At 44.3% G+C, this 23395-nt stretch carries 21 protein-coding genes and 1 other annotated feature; of the genes, 18 read left to right on the forward strand and 3 right to left on the reverse strand.

All coding sequences use genetic code 11. The annotated features are described in order from the left end of the window. Positions 1-46 precede the first annotated feature (46 nt). The 8 genes from BW986_RS03025 (at position 47) to yajC (ending at position 5985) form a co-directional block, all read left to right on the forward strand. The gene (locus BW986_RS03025) at positions 47-646 is read left to right on the forward strand and encodes a YhcN/YlaJ family sporulation lipoprotein (RefSeq protein WP_076364990.1); all 600 of its coding nucleotides are present in this window, start codon (positions 47-49) and stop codon (positions 644-646) included. Positions 647-756: 110 nt separating this feature from the next. Further along, complete coding sequence (locus BW986_RS03030; protein ID WP_076364992.1) at positions 757-1257, forward strand: intercompartmental signaling factor BofC; 501 nt, start codon at positions 757-759, stop codon at positions 1255-1257. A gap of 330 nt (positions 1258-1587) precedes the next feature. After that, on the forward strand, positions 1588-2202 hold the full coding sequence (ruvA, locus tag BW986_RS03035) for a Holliday junction branch migration protein RuvA (RefSeq protein WP_076364994.1): 615 nt from the start codon (positions 1588-1590) through the stop codon (positions 2200-2202). An 11-nt stretch (positions 2203-2213) separates the two neighbouring features. Continuing rightward, positions 2214-3212, forward strand: a complete 999-nt coding sequence (gene ruvB, locus BW986_RS03040) for a Holliday junction branch migration DNA helicase RuvB (protein ID WP_034308811.1) — start codon at positions 2214-2216, stop codon at positions 3210-3212. Continuing rightward, positions 3209-3415 (forward strand): DUF2905 domain-containing protein, encoded by a 207-nt coding sequence (locus tag BW986_RS03045; protein ID WP_076364996.1) that lies wholly within the window; start codon positions 3209-3211, stop codon positions 3413-3415. The genes ruvB and BW986_RS03045 overlap by 4 nt, the downstream gene beginning before the upstream one ends. A gap of 38 nt (positions 3416-3453) precedes the next feature. Beyond that, positions 3454-4482, forward strand: coding sequence for a tRNA preQ1(34) S-adenosylmethionine ribosyltransferase-isomerase QueA (gene queA, locus BW986_RS03050; protein WP_076364998.1), 1029 nt, complete (start codon positions 3454-3456; stop codon positions 4480-4482). 36 nt (positions 4483-4518) lie between these two features. Next, a complete protein-coding gene (tgt, locus tag BW986_RS03055; RefSeq protein ID WP_076365000.1) occupies positions 4519-5658 on the forward strand; it encodes a tRNA guanosine(34) transglycosylase Tgt in 1140 nt (379 codons plus the stop codon). Between the two features lie 42 nt (positions 5659-5700). After that, positions 5701-5985 carry a preprotein translocase subunit YajC gene (yajC, locus tag BW986_RS03060; protein ID WP_076365002.1) on the forward strand — a complete coding sequence of 95 codons (285 nt, stop codon included), beginning with the start codon at positions 5701-5703 and terminating at the stop codon, positions 5983-5985. 45 nt (positions 5986-6030) lie between these two features. On the opposite strand, the gene BW986_RS03065 is transcribed toward yajC, so the two are convergent. Further along, on the reverse strand, positions 6031-6402 hold the full coding sequence (locus BW986_RS03065) for a TIGR04086 family membrane protein (RefSeq protein WP_179085991.1): 372 nt from the start codon (positions 6400-6402) through the stop codon (positions 6031-6033). Between the two features lie 169 nt (positions 6403-6571). Here BW986_RS03065 and BW986_RS03070 point away from each other — a divergent pair, with 169 nt between their 5' ends. Next, a complete protein-coding gene (locus tag BW986_RS03070) occupies positions 6572-7252 on the forward strand; it encodes a DUF421 domain-containing protein (RefSeq protein WP_076365006.1) in 681 nt (226 codons plus the stop codon). 28 nt (positions 7253-7280) lie between these two features. On the opposite strand, the gene spoVB is transcribed toward BW986_RS03070, so the two are convergent. Continuing rightward, the gene (gene spoVB / locus BW986_RS03075) at positions 7281-8843 is read right to left on the reverse strand and encodes a stage V sporulation protein B (RefSeq protein ID WP_076365008.1); all 1563 of its coding nucleotides are present in this window, start codon (positions 8841-8843) and stop codon (positions 7281-7283) included. Positions 8844-9013: 170 nt separating this feature from the next. Between spoVB and BW986_RS03080 the strand changes: the two genes are divergently transcribed. The 6 genes from BW986_RS03080 (at position 9014) to dtd (ending at position 17770) form a co-directional block, all read left to right on the forward strand. Next, on the forward strand, positions 9014-9319 hold the full coding sequence (locus BW986_RS03080; protein ID WP_076365010.1) for a post-transcriptional regulator: 306 nt from the start codon (positions 9014-9016) through the stop codon (positions 9317-9319). Positions 9320-9515: 196 nt separating this feature from the next. After that, positions 9516-11777, forward strand: a complete 2262-nt coding sequence (gene secDF, locus BW986_RS03085) for a protein translocase subunit SecDF (RefSeq protein ID WP_076365012.1) — start codon at positions 9516-9518, stop codon at positions 11775-11777. A 137-nt stretch (positions 11778-11914) separates the two neighbouring features. Continuing rightward, a complete protein-coding gene (gene recJ / locus BW986_RS03090) occupies positions 11915-14290 on the forward strand; it encodes a single-stranded-DNA-specific exonuclease RecJ (protein WP_076365014.1) in 2376 nt (791 codons plus the stop codon). Then, positions 14281-14793 carry an adenine phosphoribosyltransferase gene (locus tag BW986_RS03095; RefSeq protein WP_061464220.1) on the forward strand — a complete coding sequence of 171 codons (513 nt, stop codon included), beginning with the start codon at positions 14281-14283 and terminating at the stop codon, positions 14791-14793. Before recJ ends, BW986_RS03095 begins: the two co-directional genes overlap by 10 nt. A 319-nt stretch (positions 14794-15112) precedes the next feature. Beyond that, entirely contained in the window at positions 15113-17311 is a 2199-nt protein-coding gene (locus BW986_RS03100; RefSeq protein WP_076365016.1) for a RelA/SpoT family protein, read from the forward strand. A gap of 15 nt (positions 17312-17326) precedes the next feature. After that, positions 17327-17770 carry a D-aminoacyl-tRNA deacylase gene (gene dtd, locus BW986_RS03105; RefSeq protein WP_076365018.1) on the forward strand — a complete coding sequence of 148 codons (444 nt, stop codon included), beginning with the start codon at positions 17327-17329 and terminating at the stop codon, positions 17768-17770. 73 nt (positions 17771-17843) lie between these two features. Here dtd and BW986_RS03110 read toward each other — a convergent pair whose 3' ends face one another. Then, the gene (locus BW986_RS03110) at positions 17844-19613 is read right to left on the reverse strand and encodes an N-acetylmuramoyl-L-alanine amidase family protein (RefSeq protein ID WP_076365020.1); all 1770 of its coding nucleotides are present in this window, start codon (positions 19611-19613) and stop codon (positions 17844-17846) included. Positions 19614-19740: 127 nt separating this feature from the next. Here BW986_RS03110 and BW986_RS29985 point away from each other — a divergent pair, with 127 nt between their 5' ends. The 3 genes from BW986_RS29985 (at position 19741) to aspS (ending at position 23379) form a co-directional block, all read left to right on the forward strand. Continuing rightward, positions 19741-19914 (forward strand): hypothetical protein, encoded by a 174-nt coding sequence (locus BW986_RS29985; RefSeq protein ID WP_179085992.1) that lies wholly within the window; start codon positions 19741-19743, stop codon positions 19912-19914. A gap of 78 nt (positions 19915-19992) precedes the next feature. After that, positions 19993-20228: a binding site (T-box leader), on the forward strand. 97 nt (positions 20229-20325) lie between these two features. Further along, positions 20326-21597, forward strand: coding sequence for a histidine--tRNA ligase (hisS, locus tag BW986_RS03115; protein ID WP_076365022.1), 1272 nt, complete (start codon positions 20326-20328; stop codon positions 21595-21597). A 12-nt stretch (positions 21598-21609) separates the two neighbouring features. Beyond that, the gene (aspS, locus tag BW986_RS03120) at positions 21610-23379 is read left to right on the forward strand and encodes an aspartate--tRNA ligase (RefSeq protein WP_076365024.1); all 1770 of its coding nucleotides are present in this window, start codon (positions 21610-21612) and stop codon (positions 23377-23379) included. The last annotated feature ends 16 nt before the right edge of the window (positions 23380-23395 follow it).

The raw sequence follows: 23395 nt of genomic DNA on the forward strand, positions 1-23395 counted from the left end.
TTATGAGCGAAATATAGCTCATTCTATTGCAATGGGAGGGTTATTGGTGCAGAAAATAAAATGGGCACTTCCGCTTTGTACGGTATTGGCCGCCGTCAGTTTGGTTGGATGTGCTAATAATGATACAGCGGAAAATGAAAATATCACGAATGATACAGGGTACCATGAAAAAGATGCATTGGTACGCAACATCAATTATGAGAATATGGTGCAAGGTTTATACGATAAAGATGATGCGTACAGTAAGAGTGACCGTAACTACCATGGACATGAAAGTAAACCGCTTAAGGCAAAATCTTCTTATTATAATTCTTATGAAGGCGCTTTTGCCGATAAAGTAAATGGAATCGCCAAGAAAGTGGAGCCGGTCATCGATGCCAGGACAATCATCATGAAAGATGAAATGCTGGTAGCCCTACGGCTTGATGACTACAGCCAAGCAAAAGATGTTAAAGAAAGAATCAAAAAGGAAATCGGCCCCCTTACCAATGGCCGAACCCTATATGTAACCACCGATGAAGGTGTCTATTTCAGGACGATGACACTTGATAACAATCTTCGGGATGGCGATACGCGGGAAATGATCATTTTGGATGCAAATGACTTGTTCGATAATCTTAACATTCACGAAAATCACTTGAAATAATTAGTGGGCTGACCCGATATGGAGTCAGCTTTTTTTGATTTTTTTCTGGTTAATAATCCTTATTTGGGGTCAAACTACATAAAAAGTAAACGCCTTAAGAGGTGAATATATTGATTAATCAACTTAGAATCCAATTTTTCATGACGCTTTTCATATTGCCATTTTGCTTAACCGTTTTTGCCGAAGATACCGTTCAAAAGGAAAATGATCCTATTGAAAGGAAGGTCATTCTTCAGCGTATGTATCTGGATGGAGAGTTAAGTGAAGAGAAATTGACAGAAACAATTTGGTCGATGGAGGATTTTTGGTCAAAATATGAAGGATGGAAAGTGGTCGATCAAAATGAAGAGCAGATTGTCATGAAGAAAATTGAAAATGACATATCCCCGCTTTTAAAAGCGAATGGTTACCTTGGGATGAGGGAAGATGGTACGTTATCCATTTTTATCGGAAGGCCCGAGCACGCGAAGATCATTCATACTTTCTACCAAATAGACGTTGGTAAACTTGAAGCATACAAGCAGGAGGAACTGCAAAAAGGGATTCCGATCATGAATAAAGACCAATATAAACAGCTCATTAAAGAGTATGAACCATATTCGGTGAACTAGGATGGGATGACACCCATCCTTCAGACTGTAGATAAACTCGATGAAAATTGGGTTTGTCTACAGTTTTTTAGTGTTTGTACCATTTGAACGTTGCCTCCAGGCACTCGCTTTCCCGCAGAAGTCCAGTACACCCGTTCCAATCACCTTGTATAAAATTTAGATAGAACCCCATTTGTCTACAAACTGTAGGAAGGGATAATACCCCAAATGTAATGAAACGGGATATCCTCCATTGTAAAAGTCTTTGCGGCTACTAAATAACTTTTAATGAACAACACCCCCTTTTTATGATAAAATGAGAGGTACAGCAAAATCAGGGAGAGAATTAATTTGTATGATTATATAAAAGGCAAGGTCGATTATATTGGGCCTGAATACATAGTCGTGGAAAATGGGGGGATCGGATATCAAGTGATGACACCGAATCCTTTTATTTTTTCCGCTCAATACCAGAAAGAAATACAAGTTTTCTTGTATCATTATGTTCGTGAGGATATGGCCGCATTATACGGGTTTCAGACTCGTCAAGAAAAGGCGCTATTCACAAAATTATTGAATGTAACGGGAATCGGGCCGAAGGGTGCGCTAGCCATATTGGCCTCAGGCCAGGTTGATCAGGTGGTACAGGCGATCGAAAATGAAGATGAATCGTTTTTGGTGAAATTCCCGGGAGTCGGAAAGAAAACGGCACGGCAGATGATTCTCGATTTAAAAGGGAAACTTGAGAACATCATTCCGGATGCGTTTCCAAGCTTGTTTAACGAAGGCATAACGGCTGCACTCAGTCCAAATGGATATACGGAGGAATTGGATGAAGCCATTCTTGCATTGAAGGCTCTTGGTTATTCTGAAAAGGAAATCCAAAAGGTTGCCAAGAAATTGCAGCCTGAAGATATGACGACCGAGCAATATATTAAGAAAGCATTGCAAATGATGTTAAGATAAGGAGTGGCGCAATGGAGGAGAGAATATTCAATCAGGAAGCCGATTTGAACGAACTGTCCTTTGAACAAAGCCTGCGGCCGCAAAACTTAAAGCAATATATCGGACAGGATAAAGTGAAAGCGAATTTAAGTGTATACATCGAAGCGGCTAGGATGCGTGAAGAAACGCTCGATCATGTACTTTTATATGGACCGCCTGGTCTTGGAAAGACGACGCTTGCCGTCATCATCGCCAATGAAATGGGTGTAAATATCCGCACGACTTCCGGTCCCGCCATTGAGCGGCCGGGAGATCTGGCGGCCATTTTGAGTGCACTTGAACCAGGTGATGTATTGTTCATCGATGAGATTCACCGTCTTCCACGTGTCGTTGAAGAAGTGCTATATCCGGCTATGGAGGATTTCTGTCTGGATATTGTAGTTGGTAAGGGACCGGAAGCCCGTTCGATCAGGATTGACTTGCCGCCGTTCACCCTAGTAGGGGCCACGACACGTGCAGGCTCATTATCTGCACCGCTCAGGGACCGTTTTGGCGTTTTGAGCCGTCTTGAATACTATACGGAAAACCATTTGACTGATATCATCATCCGTACAGCAAGAATCATGGATACGGAAATGGATGATCAAGCAGCAGCTGAGCTTGCAAGAAGGTCAAGGGGCACCCCGAGAATTGCCAATCGGCTTTTACGGAGGGTCCGGGATTTCGCCCAGGTGCGCGGGGATGGTACGATAACGGCCGAGCTTGCCGATTATGCGCTTGAATTAATGCAGGTCGACCGTTTAGGACTCGATCATATTGACCATAAATTACTTAAAGGGATCATTGAAAAATTCCGTGGCGGACCAGTGGGTCTGGAAACGATTGCGGCAACGATTGGCGAAGAGGCACATACGATCGAAGATGTGTATGAACCATATCTGTTACAAGTCGGTTTTCTTCAGCGTACCCCAAGAGGCCGGATGGCAACACAGCTGGTTTATGAGCATTTCGGCATGGAGATGCCTGAATGATGAATATACCAAAGATGGTTATGATTCTTGGTGCGATTATATTCGTGATTGGTTTTGCGATGAAATATATTCATCTCGGCAGGCTGCCGGGAGATATTTTTCTGAAAAAGGGGAATACGACGTTTTACTTTCCTATCGTTACATCAATCATCGTCAGTGTTGTGTTGTCCGCCATTTTTTATTTGATCGGCCGTTTTAAATAATGATTACAGCTTGATAGACACGTAAGGAAGTGGAACAGATGAAATTGGATATGTTTGATTTTCATTTACCGGAGGAACTGATTGCCCAAGTTCCTTTGGAGGATAGGGAAGCTAGTAGATTGATGGTGCTGGACAAGGAAACCGGTAAGCTTCAGCATGATGTATTCAGCCATATCACGGAATATATCAAACCGGGAGATTGCCTGGTGTTGAATGATACGAAGGTGCTTCCGGCCCGACTATACGGCAGTAAAGAAGGAACCGGTGCAAAAATCGAAGTATTGCTGCTTAAGCAAGAGCATGATGATGTATGGGAAACGCTTGTGAAGCCGGCCAAACGGATTAAAGAAGGCTCGACAATCGTTTTTGGCGATGGTAAGCTGAGTGCCGTCTGTACAGGCGTGCTCGAGCATGGCGGAAGGATCCTTGAATTTAAATATGACGGCATATTTTATGAAATACTGGAGAAGCTTGGCGAAATGCCGTTACCTCCATACATCAAGGAACAGCTCGACGACCAGGATCGCTATCAAACGGTATATGCGCGTGAACGTGGATCGGCAGCGGCACCTACCGCTGGCCTGCATTTTACGGAGGATTTACTTGAGAAACTTAAAGGGATGGGTGTCCACATCGCCTTCATCACGCTGCATGTTGGACTTGGTACATTCCGTCCAGTAAGTGTCGACGATATTGACAGCCACGAAATGCATTCGGAATTTTATCAAATGACGGAAGGCACAGCCAGATTGCTGAATGATGTGAAAGGTAAAGGCGGGAAAATCATTACGGTCGGCACAACGTCCACAAGGACATTGGAAACGATTGCGTCCCGCAATGATGGGGTTTTCAAGGAAGAGAATGGCTGGACGAGCATCTTCATTTATCCTGGTTATGAGTTTAAAGGGATCGATGCGATGATTACGAACTTCCATTTGCCCAAATCGACTTTAATCATGCTTATTTCTGCACTTGCAGGCAGGGAGCATGTCCTTCATGCCTATGAAACGGCTGTGGAAGAAAAATACAGGTTCTTTAGTTTTGGAGATGCAATGTTAATTAAGTAATATAAGAGTGTGAAGCTCTTGAAGGGAGTTATTGCGTTGACTGCAATACGATATGAGTTAATCAAAACATGTAAACAGACAGGGGCACGGCTAGGCCGGGTCCATACGCCGCATGGTTCTTTTGAAACGCCGGCATTTATGCCGGTTGGAACGATGGCTACTGTCAAAACGATGTCCCCGGAAGATTTGAAACAAATGGGGGCAGGCATCATCCTGAGCAATACGTACCACCTATGGTTGCGTCCGGGGCATGAAATCATCAAGGAAGCTGGCGGATTGCATAAGTTCATGAACTGGGATCGGGCGATTTTGACCGACTCAGGCGGCTTTCAAGTCTTCAGTTTGAGCGAATTCCGCAAAATTGAAGAAGAGGGCGTGCATTTCAGGAACCATCTGAATGGCGATAAATTATTCTTATCTCCGGAAAAAGCGATGGAAATACAAAATGCGCTTGGCTCCGATATTATGATGGCATTTGATGAATGTCCGCCATTTCCGGCGACTGAAGAGTATATGAAGAAGTCGGTAGAACGGACATCGCGCTGGGCGGAACGGTGTTTAAATGCACATGAGCGCCCAAATGACCAAGGGCTGTTCGGAATCGTTCAAGGCGGGGAGTTTGAAAATCTTCGCAAACAAAGTGCAAAAGACCTTGTCTCCCTTGACTTCCCGGGTTATGCTATTGGAGGACTATCCGTAGGGGAACCGAAGGATATCATGAACCGCGTACTTGAGTTTACAAGTCCGCTTTTGCCAACTGACAAACCGCGTTACCTTATGGGGGTCGGTTCACCGGACTCATTGATCGATGGTGCACTCCGCGGTATCGATATGTTTGACTGTGTACTGCCGACGCGAATTGCGCGTAATGGTACGCTCATGACGAGCAATGGACGGCTGGTTGTGAAAAATGCGAAGTATGCACGCGATTTCGGTCCAATCGATGAAAATTGCGATTGCCATGTATGCAAGAATTATAGCCGGGCATATATCCGCCATTTGATTAAATGTGAAGAAACCTTTGGGATTCGTCTTACGACTTACCATAATCTTCATTTTCTGTTAAACTTGATGGAACAGGTCAGACAAGCTATTCGAGAAGATCGTCTTGGAGACTTTAGGGAAGAGTTTTTTGAGCAGTATGGTTTCAATGAACCAAATGCGAGAAACTTCTAATTCCATAAATATTTTAATGAATGAAAGGAGTGAATATATAAAATGGGTTCTTTAACACAAATACTTCCGTTGATTTTAATGTTCGTATTGTTCTATTTCTTATTAATCCGCCCGCAGCAAAAACGCCAAAAGGCTACGCAAAGCATGCAAAGCAGTTTGAAAAAAGGTGATAAAGTTGCTACTATCGGCGGCATGCACGGAACAATCGATGCAATCGATGACCTGAAAATCGTCATTAAATCACCAGACGGCACAAAACTGACTTTTGACCGTGCAGCAATCCGTGAAATTACGGAAAGCGCACCGAATAAAGAAGTATCCGTATAATACAAACGAAAACCGGGCCATGTGCCCGGTTTTTTGCTGTGTTTTTTAATCGGTGCGGGAGTCGGAACTCATGTTGACCCCAAGCACGCCGCCCATCATGGCCGTAATCACAAAACAGCCATAGTATATCCATTGCTTGATGGTGAAAAGTGCATCGTGGCCTAAATATTGAAAAAGGAACATGACCAACAGATAAAGCAGCCCAGTGCTTCCTCCCAAGAATAGTCCTTGCTTTTTCCCTTTGCCTCCTGAAATGAATCCACCAATGAAAAGCGATAAAAAGGACACGATCATGACCACGTATGTCAGGGATGATTCCGTCAGTGAAGTAAAACGAAGAAGGATGGAAACGATTAAACTTGCAATCATCGCTATTGCAAAGATGGAGCCTACGCCATAAATTACGGCGACACTCATTTTTTTAGTTTCGATGGGTATTCCTCCTTTTTACAAGGCTGATACGTATAGCCTGTTTATGTGTTTGTACAAGCATATTCCCCGTATCGAACCTTTAGACCAGGTTTAAGAAGCTTCCCTCAAAATTAGAAAAGATTATGGAGTAATTTTTCAGTTCCCAAGCCATGCTATGGATGAAGGATGTGGTATTGAAGTGGATATCCTGGCTATTATTTTTAGGACAACAGTGATCTATCTAGTCATCTTAATCCTTTTTCGAATGATGGGTAAGCGGGAAGTTGGGGAATTGAGCATTCTTGATTTAGTGGTATCCATCATGATCGGGGACATCGCCGTCCTATCCTTTGAAGATTTGGATAGACCATTTTTCAGGCAAATCATTCCGATGTTCGTACTTGCTTTCATCCAAATAATATTGGCTTTCATTTCATTGAAAAGCATTAGATTTCGAAACATCGTGGATGGTACGCCGCAGATCATCATCAATCAAGGGAAAATAGATGAAAAAGCGATGCGTAAGCAACGATATACTTTCGATGATTTATTGACCCAGCTGCGAGAACAGGGAATTAATGATTTAAATGAGGTGCAATTCGCAATTCTTGAATCTACCGGGAAGCTTTCGATCATCAAGAATACCAAAGGCAAACGGTCTAAAACCAAGGAAACACCTTATCCCCTTATAATTGACGGGGAGATACAGGAGAGCAATCTCGATAGAATTGGCAAAAATCATTTTTGGCTCCGGTACCAGTTGAAAAAACTGGGAGAAACGAAGATAAAAGAGATTTCGATTTGTGGGTACATAGATGGCCAATTTTACATCGATAAAAATGAAACGAAGAAATGACCGAAGCCTTTTAATGCTTCGGTTCATTTCATTTCCAAGCGAATTTTGATAAAAAGCCGCCCACTACAGGAATCCTGATCAGATCCGCCTTTTTTATGCTGCCGGTCATGAGCAGGAAAAATGTGAACAGCAGGATGACGACCGTCACGGAAAACATGAGCCTTGTGCCAAGTGGCAGTGAAGAAAGCGGGAATTGATAAAGATAATAACCGCCCCATCCTGAAATTAAAGCAAGGATCAAAGCTGATATATAGCTGCGGAAATGGAGCGTGAAAGGAACGACCTTCAGCACGGTTGAAAAATGCAGGAAGGTGACGAGCATCGTACCGACGGCTATCCCGATTGCGGCACCCATGATCCCGAAACTCTCCTTTGACGCCAGCAGCCAGATTACACCGATTTTAAGGATGTTTCCGGCCAGGCTGTTGAACATTGCGGCCTTTGCAAGATCCAGTGCTTGCAGCATGGATTGCAGCGGATATTGAAAGTAATAAAGGATGAAAAAAGGTGCCAGGAATTTAATGAAAACAGCAGCATGCGAAGAGCCATACATGACTTGTAAAATCGGTTCGGCAAAGATGAACAGAATGACGATAGCTAAACAGCCTGTGATAAAGGTGATTTTCAGGGCCTGCTGAAGCCTATGTTCAACGAGTAAAAAGTTTCCGGTCGTCCGGGCTTCACTCACTGCCGGGACAAGTGCCGTCGCCAATGATGATGTAACGAAAGATGGAAGCATGAGTAAAGGCAGTGCGTACCCTGTCAGCTCCCCGTATTGACTGGTGGCTGCGGCTGCGGTGACTCCGGCGATTGCCAAACTTTGGGCGACCACTATCGGTTCGAAAAACCACGAAACCGATCCGATCATCCTGCTTCCGGTAGAAGGAAGGGCGATCCCCATCAATTCCGTGAACGTTCCTTTTCCCGATTTGACATTCTTGAAGAAACCCTTTCTGAACTTAAAATGTTTCTTTATTTTAAAGCTGGTCAATAAGTAGAAGAGAGATACAAGTTCCCCGATAATCGATGCGAACATCGCACCGGCTGCTGCATATTCAATTCCATATGGCAAAAAGGCCTTCGTCAGGACGGCTATGAAAGTGATTCTGGCCACCTGTTCGATAACTTGCGAGAAAGCGAAGGGCTTCATATTTTGCTTGCCTTGGAAATAACCGCGCAGTACGGATGAGACGGCGATGATCGGTACGATAGGGGCAATCGCCATGAGCGGCCATAGCGTCCGTTTATCAGTAAATAGGTAATCTGAGAGAACCGGCGCGAAAAGCAGCATCGCAGGAGTGAAAATCATCGATAGAGTAATGGTGCAGGCCAAAGAGACGACAAGGATTTTCTTGATTTTCCGCTCATCACCTCTGGCATTGGCCTCAGCCACGTATTTCGAAATGGCGATTGGCAGGCCTAACTGGGTTATGTTCACGACGAGAAAGAGGGTCGGTAATGCCATCATATATAAACCAACGCCTTCTTCGCCGATGAAGCGGGCGATGACAATGCGGTTAATGAAACCAAGAACCCTTGTAATCAGGCTTGCGATTAATAAAATCAGCGTCCCTTTTAAAAATTTGGACATTGAACTCCCTCCCTGCCTTCTCAAAAAAGCGGTTATGCTATACAATTATCTATATGCTTGTACTTGGACAAAGCATGACAAAAGTGTTTGTTTGCGTTCTAACAAATGATTGAAACCCTTCTAAGAAAATGCGCATTTATTTGAGAATCATTTTTACTGGAGGCAAAGTGATGTCAAAAAAGAATCATCCCTATCAAAGGTATTATCTAAAGGTACGTCCATTTTTGAAGAGCAAGCGTGAGGAATTTCAAATGGTCGGATTGAATGCCGTAACGGAGGAAGACATTTGGGGAACCTTAACCAAAAATAAATGGAAGCGTCCGCAGGAAAACATTCACATTCATGAACTTGTCGCAGATATCGTGACATTTTCGAGCAACCAGTTCATGACCTTCCAAATGGTTGAAGCATATAAATCACCAAACCTATTGGAGCCGCTTTCTGAAGAGGAACTGAAGGAACTTTTTAAAGAATGACGCAAAGATATACTTAAATTGACAGCTGTTTGTATATGTCTCATAATAGATATGGTTATGCTTTTTTTTGGAAAAAGCAGGGAAGCTGTGTCGTTTTTCTCAAGAAGCAAAGGGTATGCAGTTACCATATAAACTAAAAATGACAGTGTTTTTAACTTCAGGAACAGGCGTATTATAGAAAGGGGCCTACTACATAATGGTAAAAAGAAGCAGGATCGTTGCGTTTTTTCTAATCGCACTATTGATTTTCGCAGCGATGGGGACGACTTCAAAAGGAATCCTAAAGGATATCAAGCTGGGTCTTGATCTTCAAGGCGGTTTTGAAGTGTTATATGAAGTAAAACCGCTGTCTGGGGAAAAGATCACCCCGGATGTTTTACGGGCTACAGTAAGCTCACTTGAGCGGCGTGTCAATGTTTTGGGCGTTAGCGAACCTAACATTCAAATCGAAGGGAAAGACCGGATCCGCGTTCAATTGGCTGGGGTCAAAGACCAAAACAACGCTCGCGAAATCCTCTCGACACAAGCTAAATTATCTTTCCGTGACTACAACGATAAAGAAATGATGACCGGTGCCGACCTTAAAGAAGGCGGCGCGAAACAAACGTTCCAAGAGAATAAACCGGTTGTCGAAGTCACATTGAAAGATGTGAATAAATTTAAGGACATCACTCAAAAAATATCCTCGATGCAAAGTCCGACTAATGTACTTGCAATCTGGTTGGATTTCGAGGAAGGAAAAGATTCCATTAAGGATACAGCTTCACAGGACAATATGATATCCGCTCCGGCTGTCAGTGAAGTTTTCAATACGAAGAAGGTGTATATTACCGGTCAATTCACGGTGGAAGAAGCGAAAGAGCTTGCAGCCCTTCTTAATGCCGGTGCTTTGCCTGTAGATTTAAAAGAAAAGTATTCCACTTCTGTAGGTGCCCAATTCGGTGCAGGTGCACTGAATGATACTATTTTTGCAGGAATCATCGGAATTGCACTTGTTTTTATCTTCATGCTTGTGTATTACCGCTTCCCGGGATTCATTGCGGTCGTCACATTAAGCATATACCTTTTCTTGACGCTATTAGTGTTTGATTGGATGAATGCGGTCCTTACGCTGCCTGGTATTGCGGCATTGGTACTCGGGGTCGGGATGGCTGTCGATGCCAATATCATAACCTATGAGCGAATCAGGGATGAATTGAAACTTGGCAGATCTGTTAAAGCGGCTTATAAAGAAGGTACCAAGAATTCACTTGCTACCATCACGGATGCCAACTTAACGACCCTGCTGGCTGCGGCTGTTCTATTCTATTATGGAACAAGCTCGGTTAAAGGGTTTGCCACCACTTTGATCATTTCGATTTTAATGAGTTTCATCACAGCCGTCTATGGTACACGCCTCTTCATGAGCCTGTGGGTGAATAGCGGGTTCCTGGACAAACGTGCATCATGGTTTGGCGTGAAGAAGAAATACATTCACGATTTATCCGAGAAAATGGATTTGATGTCATTGCCAACACGCTTTGATAAAATCGATTTCGTCAAACATCGGAAAGTTTTTTATGGCATTTCAATCGGTGTCACTGTTATTGGAATCATTTTCCTTCTCGTCTTCAGATTGAATCTTGGGATTGATTTCACGAGCGGTACCCGAATCGAGGTTTCGTCCAAAGACGTCTTGACTACTCAGCAAGTTGAAACCGAAATGAAAAAGGTCGGTATCGATGCGGATGATATCAAGGATGTCAGGCTCGCTGGTAAAGACAATAAAAATGCTGTCGTTCGGACAGTCGGTGTCCTCGATAAACAGGAAATCGCTGAATTGAAGGACCATTTCAAGAAGGATTACGGAGCGGAACCGAATGTCAGCACCGTATCACCGACTGTAGGAAAAGAGCTTGCGAAAAATGCCATGTATGCGTTAGCGATCGCATCAATCGGAATCATATTGTATGTATCGATACGATTTGAATGGCGAATGGCCGTACCTGCCGTGGTCGCGCTCATACATGATGCCTTCTTCATCATCACGATTTTTAGCTTGCTCCGGCTCGAAGTGGATATCACCTTCATTGCTGCGGTTCTGACGATCGTCGGTTATTCGATCAATGATACGATCGTAACCTTTGACCGTATTCGTGAAAACCTGCGCTTCAGCCGTAAAATCAAAACCGCCGAAGAACTTGAGAACATAGTGAACATCAGTATCAGGCAAACTTTGACGAGGTCCATTAACACGGTTCTGACCGTTCTCATCACGGTCATCGCGTTGATGATCTTCGGCAGTGAAGCTATCCGTAACTTCTCCATTGCTCTGTTTATCGGTTTAATATGCGGCGTGTATTCATCGCTATTGATCGCTTCCCAATTTTGGCTTGATTTGAAAATCAGGGAATTGAAGAAGAAAGGTCCGCTGAATACAGCGAAAGAAAAGAAACAAAGTCTTGAAGGACAAGTTTAATAGGTGAGAGGGGGCTGGCATGATGCCAGCCTTCTTTTTGTTGGGCCGAACAGGGAATTACAGCCAATTATGAGTTTAAAATAAAATTGAAACTGGTATATTCGTTTTGTATAATGAGTAAGTTGAGGGGTGAATAAATGTTAAAGCCAAAAACCCGGTGGAACTTACGGACTGCCGATGAAAACAAAGTAGCTGTACTAGCTGAAGAGCTTCATATCACACCTTTGGTTGCAGCCCTGCTTGTGAATCGAGGCCTGGATACGATTGAAAGTGCCCGATCCTTTTTATTTGTAAAAAATCAAACTTTTCATGATCCATTTTTATTGAAGGATATGGATAAAGCAGTATATAGAATACGAGAAGCAATTCAAAATGGAGAAAAAATACGTATATTCGGTGATTATGATGCGGATGGCGTGACATCGACCACAGTGATGATGACGGCGCTGACGAGATTGGGGGCCGATGTTGACTTTTATATCCCGAATCGGTTTACAGAAGGATATGGTCCGAATCCGATGGCATTCCGCCTAGCAGCCGACCAAGGGGTGAAGGTATTAATAACCGTCGATACCGGAATTTCTGCAGTCGATGAAGCGAAACTTGCCGGCGAGCTCGGCATGGATTATATTTTGACCGACCACCATGAACCGGGACCGGAACTGCCTGAGGCATTGGCGATCATCCATCCTAAACTTGAGGACAGTTCCTATCCATTTAAAGAGCTTGCCGGAGTAGGGGTCGCATTTAAGCTGGCACACGCCTTGCTTGGGGAAATGCCTGAGGATTTGCTTGAGATAGCGGCAATCGGCACCATAGCGGATTTAGTGCCTTTACAAGGGGAAAACCGCGTCATTGCTGCGAAAGGCATCGAGCAGTTACGTTTGACGCGCCGCCCGGGACTTGTTGCCTTAATGAAAGTGGCGAATGTTCAGCAGGAAGCATTGAATGAAGAATCGATCGGCTTTGCGATGGCACCGCGGATCAATGCTGTCGGGCGCCTTGGAGATGCCGATCCCGCTGTCGATTTATTGATGTCACAAAGTCTGGAAGAAGCGACGGAACTCGCCCATGAAATCAATGATATCAATAAAGAGCGACAGGAAATGGTTGCGGCAATGGCGGAAGAAGCGATTGCTGAAGTCGAGGAAAACTTCCCGCCTGAGTCCAATGGTGTGCTCATCATCGGCAGGGAAGGCTGGAACGCCGGAGTTGTGGGGATTGTGGCCTCTAAACTAGTTGAACGCTTTTACCGGCCCACGATTGTATTGAGCTATGACCGGGAAAAGGGATTAGCTAAAGGTTCTGCTCGTAGCATCGCCGGTTTCGATCTATTTCAAAGTCTTTCCGCCTGCCGTGAAATGCTGCCTCATTTCGGTGGACATCCGATGGCTGCTGGAATGACATTGAAAATTGAAGATGTTCAGGAACTCAGGGACCGCATGAACTTGATTGCGAAGGAACAACTGAACGAAGAGGACTTCATCCCCATTACAAACTTGGACAGGGCAACGACGTTAGCTGAAGTTTCCATTCAAACGATTCAGGAAATGAGCTTGCTGGCGCCATTTGGGGTTACGAATCCGAAGCCGAAGATCTTGATAGATTCCGTCCAGCTTTCAAGTGTCCGCAAAATTGGTGCCAACCAAAATCACTTGAAGGTCCAGCTGGAAGATGGTGAAAAACACAAACTTGACGGAGTGGGCTTCGGTCTCGGTCATTTTGTCGATGAAATAGCTCCGCACGCTTCGGTCTCGGTCATTGGTGAGCTTTCCATCAATGAGTGGAATAATATGAAAAAGCCCCAGATCTTTGTCCAGGATGTCTCGGTAAACCATTGGCAGTTATTCGATTACCGCGGCAAGGGACAGGCAGAGAAGTGGCTTGCCGACATTCCTGTACAAAACCGGAAGATCGTCATTTTCTCGGAAGATATTTATCGCAGATACCCATTTTTGGAAAACCATCCAGATCTTCTCCATATCAAGAATGAACTGGATGCAGAGCAGCTCGACTGCTTTGAAGGTCATTTGGCATTAATGGACATGCCTCCTTCAAGGGAATATTTGAAACGGGTGATTGCCAATAAGAACCCTTCGCGTATCTACGCTCACCTTTCCCATGAACAGGACCATTTCTTGAGTACGATGCCAACAAGGGATCATTTTAAATGGTTCTATGCCTTCCTTGCCAAAAAGGGTCCGCTTGACGTGAAGAGATACGGTGATGACCTGGCCAAATATCGCGGCTGGTCGAGAGATACCGTGGATTTCATTTCTAAGGTGTTTTTTGAGCTTGATTTTGTTACAATAGAGAATGGGTTAATTATGCTCACAACCAATGCGAAAAAACGCGATCTCAGTGAATCTGAATCGTATACAAGAAAGAAAGAGCAATTTGAGCTTGAACAAGAGCTTGTTTATTCTTCCTATCAACAATTATTCGATTGGTTCAATCATTATTTAGTTCATGAGGCAACAGACCTTGAGGAGGAAACAAAGCAATGGATTTAAAGCAATATGTAACAATTGTGCAAGACTGGCCAAAACCGGGTATTGTCTTCAAAGATATTACAACATTAATGGATAACGGCGCTGCTTATAAATACGCAACAGACCAAATCGTCGAGTACGCTCGCGATAAAAATATCGACTTGGTGGTCGGGCCGGAAGCACGCGGATTCATTATCGGATGTCCAGTCGCATACTCATTGGAAGTGGGCTTTGCGCCAGTGAGAAAAGAAGGAAAACTTCCACGTGAAACGATAAAAGTCGAATATGGATTGGAATATGGCAAGGATGTATTGACAATCCATAAAGATGCCATTAAACCGGGACAGCGTATCCTGATTACGGATGATTTGCTTGCTACCGGGGGAACAATCGAAGCGACGATCAAATTGGTTGAACAGCTTGGCGGAATCGTAGCCGGGATTGCATTCCTTATTGAATTGACCGACTTGGATGGTAAAGATAAATTGGACGGCTATGATGTCTTGACATTAATGAGCTTTTAATAAACGAGAGCACCCTGACCAGGGTGCTCTTTTTCTGTTTTTACTCATTTTAGCTGGATTTTGTCGAATTTCCAGTGAAAAAATGCACTATTATTCATAAAATACACGTTTAACTCTTTACATCCTTGCCTTTTTTTTCGATAATAGTAATAATAAAGAGTTTTTCTGCTAATAAGTTTATTTGCACTTTTATCCGTTTAAGCGGATTTATTTTTTTTCGCAAAAATTGTCACGTTTTGCAGAATAAAGGGAAGTGCTACCAATCATACTCAATCCGGATCATATCCGGTGGCAGTTAAAGTGGGGTTAAGGTGATTAAATGGCTAATGATCAAATATTGACTGCCGAGCAGGTTGTGGAACGGGCCAGCTTATATCTTCAGCCGGAAGAAGCTGAATTTATCCATAGAGCGTTTAAGTATGCAGAGTATGCTCACCGAGAACAATTCCGTAAATCGGGAGAGCCGTATATTATTCATCCGATTCAAGTAGCGGGCATTCTGGCTGATCTTGAAATGGACCCTGCAACCATTGCGGCAGGTTTTTTACATGATGTTGTTGAAGACACGGAGATCACTTTAAAGGATATTGAAGAAAATTTCAGTCCTGAAGTCGCCATGCTTGTGGATGGCGTGACCAAGTTAGGGAAAATCAAATACAAGTCACAGCAGGAGCAACAGGCGGAAAATCATCGGAAAATGTTCGTGGCGATGGCCCAGGATATACGGGTCATCTTGATCAAGCTCGCGGACAGACTGCATAATATGCGGACATTGAAGCATCTGCCGCAGGAAAAGCAGAGAAGGATATCGAACGAAACGTTGGAAATCTTCGCACCGCTTGCCCATCGTCTTGGTATCAGCACGATTAAATGGGAACTGGAAGATACTGCACTAAGGTATTTGAATCCTCAGCAGTATTACCGAATCGTCAACCTGATGAAGAAAAAGCGTGCAGAACGTGAAAACTATCTGGAAGAAGTCATTGATGAAGTGCGTAAAAACGTTGAGGAAGTCAACATTAAGGCTGACCTATCCGGCAGGCCGAAACATATATACAGCATTTATCGCAAAATGGCTTTGCAGAATAAACAGTTCAGCGAAATTTATGATTTGCTTGCAGTTCGGATCGTCGTCAATAGCATAAAAGATTGCTATGCCGTTTTAGGGATCATCCATACATGCTGGAAGCCGATGCCTGGCCGATTCAAAGACTATATCGCGATGCCGAAGCCGAATATGTATCAATCACTTCATACGACGGTGATCGGACCGAAAGGCGATCCGCTGGAAGTGCAGATCCGTACTTCCGATATGCATCGCATTGCCGAGTTCGGGGTTGCTGCGCACTGGGCTTATAAAGAGGGAAAAGATGTCGGTGAACAGCCTTCACTGGAAGAAAAATTGACATGGTTCCGGGAAATTCTTGAATTCCAGGATGATGCGACTAATGCCGAGGAATTCATGGAATCCCTTAAAATAGATCTCTTTTCTGATATGGTATTCATTTTCACTCCAAAAGGCGATGTCATCGAACTGCCATCAGGATCCAACCCGATTGATTTCGCTTACCGGATTCACTCGGAAATCGGAAATAAAACGATTGGTGCCAAAGTGAACGGGAAAATGGTACCGCTGGATTATAAACTGAAAACTGGCGACATCATAGAAATCTTAACATCGAAGCATTCATATGGCCCAAGTCAGGATTGGCTTAAGCTAACGCAAACATCTCAAGCGAAAAATAAAATCCGCCAATTTTTCAAGAAGCAGCGCCGGGAAGAAAATATCGAAAAAGGCAAAGAGCTTGTTGAAAAGGAAATCAAGGATATGGAGTTCGACCTGAAGGAAATCCTGGCTGCCGAGAATATCAGGCGTGTTGCGGATAAATTCAACTTCCTGAATGAAGAGGATATGTATGCAGCAGTCGGATATAACGGAATAACAGCCCTTCAGGTAGCTAACCGCCTGACCGAAAAATGGCGTAAGCAGAAAATGGTCGAGCAAGAAGCGGATATTTCTGAAGCGGTAGCCGATCTGAAAACCTTCTCCAATACATCTAAAAAACGTGACTCAGGCGTACAGGTACCGGGGATTGATAACCTGCTTATCCGTTTATCACGCTGTTGCAACCCAGTACCAGGGGACGAAATCGTTGGTTATATAACCAAAGGCCGTGGAGTTTCAGTTCATAGACAAGATTGCCCGAACCTGGATAGCGGGGAAGCCGATCATCGCCTCGTACCGGTTGAATGGGAAAGTACGATCAACGAACGCAAGGAATACATCGTTGAAATTGAAATCAGCGGCTATGACCGTCGCGGCTTATTAAACGAAGTGCTGCAAGCCGTCAATGAAACCAAGACCAACATTTCAGCGGTCTCGGGTAAATCCGACAGGAATAAGGTGGCGACCATTCACATGTCGATCTATATTCATAACATTGCCCATTTACAAAAGGTCGTCGACCGTATTAAGCAAATTTCGGATGTTTATTCCGTCAGAAGGATAATGAACTAAGGAGTTTTTATTGCCATGCGTGTTGTTTTACAACGTTCCAAAGCGGCAAAAGTCGTTGTCGCAGACCAAATAATCGGGCAAATCGACAGCGGGCTCGTCCTGTTGGTTGGTATAACACATGGTGATACCATCGATGACGCCGCCTATTTGGCCGATAAGATTGTCAATCTAAGAATATTTGAAGATGAAAATGAAAAGATGAACCATTCACTATTGGATGTGGGAGGTTCGATTTTATCAGTTTCACAATTCACCTTATACGGCGATTGCCGTAAAGGCCGTCGACCCAATTTCATGGACGCCGCCCGTCCTGAAGAGGCGAATGAATTATATGAAGCATTCAACGAGGAACTCCGCAAAAGAGGCATCCATACGGAAACAGGTCAATTTGGTGCCATGATGGATGTTCAGCTTACTAATGACGGTCCCGTTACATTAATACTTGAAAGCAAGAAATGACCTGCTGCGGCAGGTTTTTTTTGTTGGGGTAAGGGCAGAAAAGCCAGCTTCGATGCGAAGCTGGCTTTTCTGCTTATTTAAAGTATCGCGCCAATCCATTGTAAATGGCCGATGTGATTTTTTCTTGATATTCATTTGATGTTAACGTCAATTCTTCCACTGGATTACTTAAATAACCTAGTTCAATGAGTGTAGCTACCCGTTTATTTTCACGGATGACATGAAAATTCCCGTAACGTGATCCACGATTGGGCACCTGCATCGTAGAACCGAGTGAATTGGCCAGTGTAGCCGCCAATGCACGCTGATAGTCATGATAGTAGTATGTTGTTATCCCGCTGGTGATCTGGTCCTTGGTGCTATCATAATGGAGGCTGATGAAAGCATCCGCGTTATGTATATGTGAAGTGCTGACCCGGGAAGGGAGTGGAACATAGGTATTTCCGCTTCTGGTCAGGAGCACTTTAGCTCCTGCCGCCTGAAGTTTGTCCCGCAGCAATTCTGCCGTTCGAGTCGTCAGGTTTTTCTCAAGTGTTCCACCGGCGCCGATTGTACCGCTATCCCTGCCGCCATGGCCGGGATCGATCACAATGGTTTTATCCTTTAAGTATTTCTCAACGCCAGGCCGTTGGATCTGCTCGGGATTCCCTTCGACCGTCACGATCCATCCGGCCACATAAGCTGTTTTTCCGCCCTTAAGTTTAAGGGAATACCAGTCGCCTTCCATACCAGATGCGGAGAACGTTTCACCTGCATTGGCCTGCTCGACAATCTCTGAGTTGCCATCAGGCCCACTTCTAAGGATCGTACCATCATGAATGATGGTAATCTTGTTTCCTTTTACATCAACCTTTTTTTCCTTCGCCGCTTGTTCAACATTCTCCTTTTCAAGGTACCAACTCACGACCCAGCCCTTTTTTGAACCGGAGAGCTTTATCTGTGTCATATTTCCCTTTGTTTGCAGCACGGCGTAAGTCTCATCCTTGTTCACCGAACCGATGACCTTGCTTGAGAGAGAGGCTTCTTTCCTGACATTTAAACCCGTAGCGGTCACCCTTGCAGTGGCGCCTGCCGTAGCATTTTTCATATCATCTTTATCTTCGTTTACTTGTATGTAAGGTTCAGCTACCCAACCGCGGACTCCTTGGAAATCAATTTCAGCCCATTCATTTTCAACCCTGTAAACGGTCACTGACGTATTTACATTCAGCTTTCCGAGTGAGGCACTGCTTGTCGATGGTTCCGAACGGACATTGAGCCGGTCCACCAAAGTTACACCGGTTTTTACGGATTGATTCGTTTCTTTTTTCTTGGTTGAATCTTTCTTCGCTGCATTTCCTGATGCTTCGGGAAGCTTCAAGTAGTCAGAAGAGACCCAGCCTTCGATATCAGCCGTGTTGACCTTAATCCAATTTTCATTCTTTTCAATGATGTCAACAGCCGTTCCTTTACTCAAGGATCCAACCGTTTGAAATGTAGTGCCGGGACCTGTACGGACACGGACGGAGCTGCCTGTTATCACACCTTGTCCGGCTTCCTTTTTGACCTGATTGGTATCAGACCCCGTTTGTTTCTCCACTAACCAATTGGCAACCCATCCCGTTTTGCCGGCGCCGATCCGGATTTCGATCCAGTCGCCATCTTCATTCAGAATGGGATACGATTCCCCTTTTTCCAGTTTTTTTACGATAGGGAAACTGAGTCCTGCACCTTCACGGACATTGACCACTTGGGTCGTCACGATATTTTCCCCTTCATCTTTTCCAAAAGCGTGATTGACGGGGAAAATCGCTGATAATATCAGCATCAGTGTCAGGCCGAATAAACCCGATTTCTTCTTCATAAGTTGTCTCTCCCTTTTAATGCTATATGTATGTATTCTCTTTCAATGAAAATTTCCCTCTTTCCCTGTGCAAAAAACATTTTTTTTAGGAAAGAATAGAGCTTATATAACTCTAGGAGGGAACCACATGAAATTCAGCGAAAAAGATCAAACGAGCTTAAGCGGAGGCAATCAAGTACTGGGTGTCGATTTTCACGATTTCATTCAAAAGGAACAAAGCGCAAACCATGTTGAATTGGCATCCGAATTCGGAGTCAATGTCCGGACGATCAAAAATTTGAAAAAACGTTTGAACCAATAAAATGCGACAAAATCCTCAGACTGCCTTGACATTTGATGTTAACGTCCGTATGATTATAAAATATCAGACTTATTACTGCAATAACCAATGATGGAGAAGAGTAATTAAGAAACACATGAAAAGAGAGGAAATGCCGAGGCTGAAAGCATTCCACATGATGACTTAATGAAAGAACCCTCCGTAGGCTTCACTCCGAACGGATTTACTTAATAGGAGATGGACGTAAAACAGGCGTTAACTGTTCTTGAGCGGGGGCACTTTTTTGTGCTTCAACTAGGGTGGCACCACGGGATATCCAAACTCTCGTCCCTTGTAACGGATAAGTTACAAGGGGCGGGAGTTTTTTGTTTGGAAAAAATCAGTATAGCGCCGTATCAGAAAGGGCGTCTTGCTTTAAAGGAGGAAACACACATGTCTATTCAGATTCCTAGAGGTACCCAGGATTTATTGCCTGGCCAAACGGAAATTTGGCAGTACATCGAGAACACGGCGCGTGAGATTTGTCACCGTTACCAATATAAAGAAATCCGCACACCGATTTTTGAGCATACGGAATTATTTTTACGCGGTGTAGGGGATACAACCGATATCGTACAAAAAGAAATGTATTCATTTCAAGATCGCGGTGAAAGGAACTTAACCCTTCGTCCGGAAGGCACTGCATCGGTTGTACGGTCATATATCGAGAACAAAATGTTCGGGTGGGCCAATCAACCGGTCAAGCTTTATTATATCGGGCCGATGTTCCGTTACGAACGTCCGCAAGCAGGTCGGTTCCGCCAGTTCGTTCAATTCGGCATTGAAGCTTTAGGAAGTAAGGATCCAGGAATCGATGCAGAGGTTCTGTCACTTGCGATGAACCTTTACAAGGAACTTGGTTTGAAAAAGCTGAAACTTGTGATCAACAGCCTTGGTGATAAGGAAAGCCGGACAGCGCATCGCAATGCGTTAATCAAGCATTTCGAACCGCGCATCGGCGAGTTTTGCGGCGATTGCCAAAACCGTCTCGAAAAAAATCCTTTGCGTATCCTTGATTGCAAAAAGGATCACGATCACGAATTGATGAGCACGGCCCCTTCCATCATTGAATATTTAAATGATGAATCCCGTATCTATTTCGAAAAGGTGAAACAGCACTTAACCGATTTGGAAATCGATTTCGTCGAAGATCCGACCCTGGTGCGGGGCTTGGATTACTATAATCATACCGCATTTGAAATCATGAGTGATGCAGAAGGCTTTGGCGCCATCACTACCCTTTGCGGAGGCGGCCGTTATAACGGGCTGTCTGAAGAACTTGGCGGACCGGAAACACCGGGAATCGGCTTTGCACTAAGCATTGAACGTCTGATTGCTGCCCTCCAAGCAGAAAACATCGAGCTTCCGATCAAAAAGGGAATTGACTGCTATCTTGTCTCATTAGGTGAAACAGCCAAGGATTATACCGTCAAACTTGCCCATCAATTGCGGAATGCTGGTTTCACCGTCGAAAAAGACTATCAAGACCGTAAAGTGAAAGCACAATTCAAATCAGCCGACCGCCTCGAAGCAAGATATGTGGCGACACTCGGGGATGATGAATTGGCAAATAATAAAATCAATGTGAAGTTCATGGAAACTGGAGAACAAGTCCAAGTGGAACTTGCTACATTCGTTGAACAATTCAAAAAGCTACAGGCTTAAGGGGGAAATACCATGTTTGGCAGAACATACTTCAATGGTGAAGTGACAGAAGCAGCAATTGGTGAAAAAGTAACATTAAAAGGTTGGGTACAAAAACGCCGGGATTTGGGCGGGGTCATCTTTATCGACCTTCGTGACAGAAGCGGAGTCGTCCAAGTCGTTTTCAATCCGGACATCTCGGCAGAAGCGCTGGCCACAGCCGAAAAGATCCGTAATGAATACGTCCTTGATATCCAAGGGACAGTCATCAAACGTGATGAAGCCAACTTCAATCCGAACGTAACAACAGGAACGGTCGAAGTTCAAGCTGAAAACGTTACAATTTTAAACGAAGCAAAGACCCCTCCATTCATCATTGATGAAAGAACGGATGTGTCAGAAGACATCCGCTTGAAATATCGTTATTTGGACCTTCGTCGTCCAGCGATGTTCGAAACGCTGAAAATGCGTAACCAAACAACAAAAGCGATCCGTGACTACTTGGACGGTGAAGGCTTCCTTGATATCGAAACACCTATTTTAACCAAAAGTACACCTGAAGGAGCACGTGATTATTTAGTGCCTAGCCGTGTACACGAAGGTGAGTTCTATGCGCTTCCGCAGTCACCGCAAATCTTCAAGCAGCTATTGATGGTATCAGGTTTCGAACGTTATTATCAAATTGCCCGCTGTTTCCGTGATGAAGACTTACGTGCTGACAGACAGCCTGAATTCACGCAAATCGATATTGAAACAAGCTTCATGAGCCAAGAAGATATCATTAACACAGCTGAAAACATGATGGCTAAAGTGATGAAAGACGTAAAAGGATTGGACGTAACACTGCCATTCCCTAGAATGACCTACAATGAAGCAATGAGCCGTTACGGTTCCGACAAACCGGATACACGTTTCGGAATGGAACTTAAAGATGTTTCCGAAATCGTCAAAGACAGTGATTTCAAAGTGTTCACCGGCGCTGTTGCAAACGGCGGACAAGTTAAGGCGATCGTCGTTAAGGACGGAAATGCGGACTATTCCCGTAAAGATATCGATGCATTGGCTGAATTTGCAGCGATTTACGGTGCAAAAGGCCTTGCATGGCTGAAAGTTGAAGAAGACGGCGTAAAAGGGCCGATCGCCAAATTCTTCGCAGAAGATCAAGAGCAATTAGTATCTGCATTGGAAGCTGAAGTGGGCGATTTAATCTTATTCGTAGCGGATAAGAAAGGCATCGTAGCCGATGCACTTGGAGCACTTCGCAACAAGCTTGGTAAAGAAAGAGGCTTGATCGACCAAAGCAAATTCAACTTCCTATGGGTGACGGACTGGCCACTATTTGAATATGACGAAGAAGAAGGACGCTACTATGCAGCACACCATCCATTCACAATGCCATTCCGTGAAGACATGGACAAACTGGAATCAGACCCAGCAAGCGTACGTGCACAAGCATATGACCTTGTCTTGAACGGCTACGAACTTGGCGGCGGATCACTGCGGATATTCGAACGCGACGTTCAGGAAAAAATGTTCAAAGTACTTGGATTCTCCGAAGAAGAAGCAAACGCACAATTCGGCTTCCTAATGGATGCATTCGAATACGGAACACCTCCACACGGTGGGATTGCTCTTGGATTGGACCGCATGGTCATGCTGCTCGCAGGCCGCACGAACCTTCGCGACACCATCGCGTTCCCGAAAACAGCAAGCGCAAGCGACCTGCTCGTTGACGCACCGAGTACTGTAAGTGACAAGCAATTGGCTGAACTGAACCTAAGACTTGCAGCACTTAAAAAATAATTTTTTTGGAAAAAAT

The organism is Peribacillus simplex (assembly GCF_900156045.1).
In the GTDB taxonomy this organism is placed as follows: domain Bacteria; phylum Bacillota; class Bacilli; order Bacillales; family DSM-1321; genus Peribacillus; species Peribacillus simplex_D.

Coding starts and splice junctions, on each gene's coding strand:
- BW986_RS03095 (WP_061464220.1), top strand. CDS start 14,281: ATGGATTTAAAGCAATATGTAACAATTGTGCAAGACTGGCCAAAACCG.
- BW986_RS03045 (WP_076364996.1), top strand. CDS start 3,209: ATGATGAATATACCAAAGATGGTTATGATTCTTGGTGCGATTATATTC.
- yajC (WP_076365002.1), top strand. CDS start 5,701: ATGGGTTCTTTAACACAAATACTTCCGTTGATTTTAATGTTCGTATTG.
- aspS (WP_076365024.1), top strand. CDS start 21,610: ATGTTTGGCAGAACATACTTCAATGGTGAAGTGACAGAAGCAGCAATT.
- BW986_RS03100 (WP_076365016.1), top strand. CDS start 15,113: ATGGCTAATGATCAAATATTGACTGCCGAGCAGGTTGTGGAACGGGCC.
- queA (WP_076364998.1), top strand. CDS start 3,454: ATGAAATTGGATATGTTTGATTTTCATTTACCGGAGGAACTGATTGCC.
- BW986_RS03070 (WP_076365006.1), top strand. CDS start 6,572: ATGGATGAAGGATGTGGTATTGAAGTGGATATCCTGGCTATTATTTTT.
- BW986_RS03110 (WP_076365020.1), bottom strand. CDS start 19,613: ATGAAGAAGAAATCGGGTTTATTCGGCCTGACACTGATGCTGATATTA.
- BW986_RS03080 (WP_076365010.1), top strand. CDS start 9,014: ATGTCAAAAAAGAATCATCCCTATCAAAGGTATTATCTAAAGGTACGT.
- BW986_RS29985 (WP_179085992.1), top strand. CDS start 19,741: ATGAAATTCAGCGAAAAAGATCAAACGAGCTTAAGCGGAGGCAATCAA.
- dtd (WP_076365018.1), top strand. CDS start 17,327: ATGCGTGTTGTTTTACAACGTTCCAAAGCGGCAAAAGTCGTTGTCGCA.
- hisS (WP_076365022.1), top strand. CDS start 20,326: ATGTCTATTCAGATTCCTAGAGGTACCCAGGATTTATTGCCTGGCCAA.
- ruvB (WP_034308811.1), top strand. CDS start 2,214: ATGGAGGAGAGAATATTCAATCAGGAAGCCGATTTGAACGAACTGTCC.
- recJ (WP_076365014.1), top strand. CDS start 11,915: ATGTTAAAGCCAAAAACCCGGTGGAACTTACGGACTGCCGATGAAAAC.
- BW986_RS03065 (WP_179085991.1), bottom strand. CDS start 6,402: ATGAGTGTCGCCGTAATTTATGGCGTAGGCTCCATCTTTGCAATAGCG.
- secDF (WP_076365012.1), top strand. CDS start 9,516: ATGGTAAAAAGAAGCAGGATCGTTGCGTTTTTTCTAATCGCACTATTG.
- spoVB (WP_076365008.1), bottom strand. CDS start 8,843: ATGTCCAAATTTTTAAAAGGGACGCTGATTTTATTAATCGCAAGCCTG.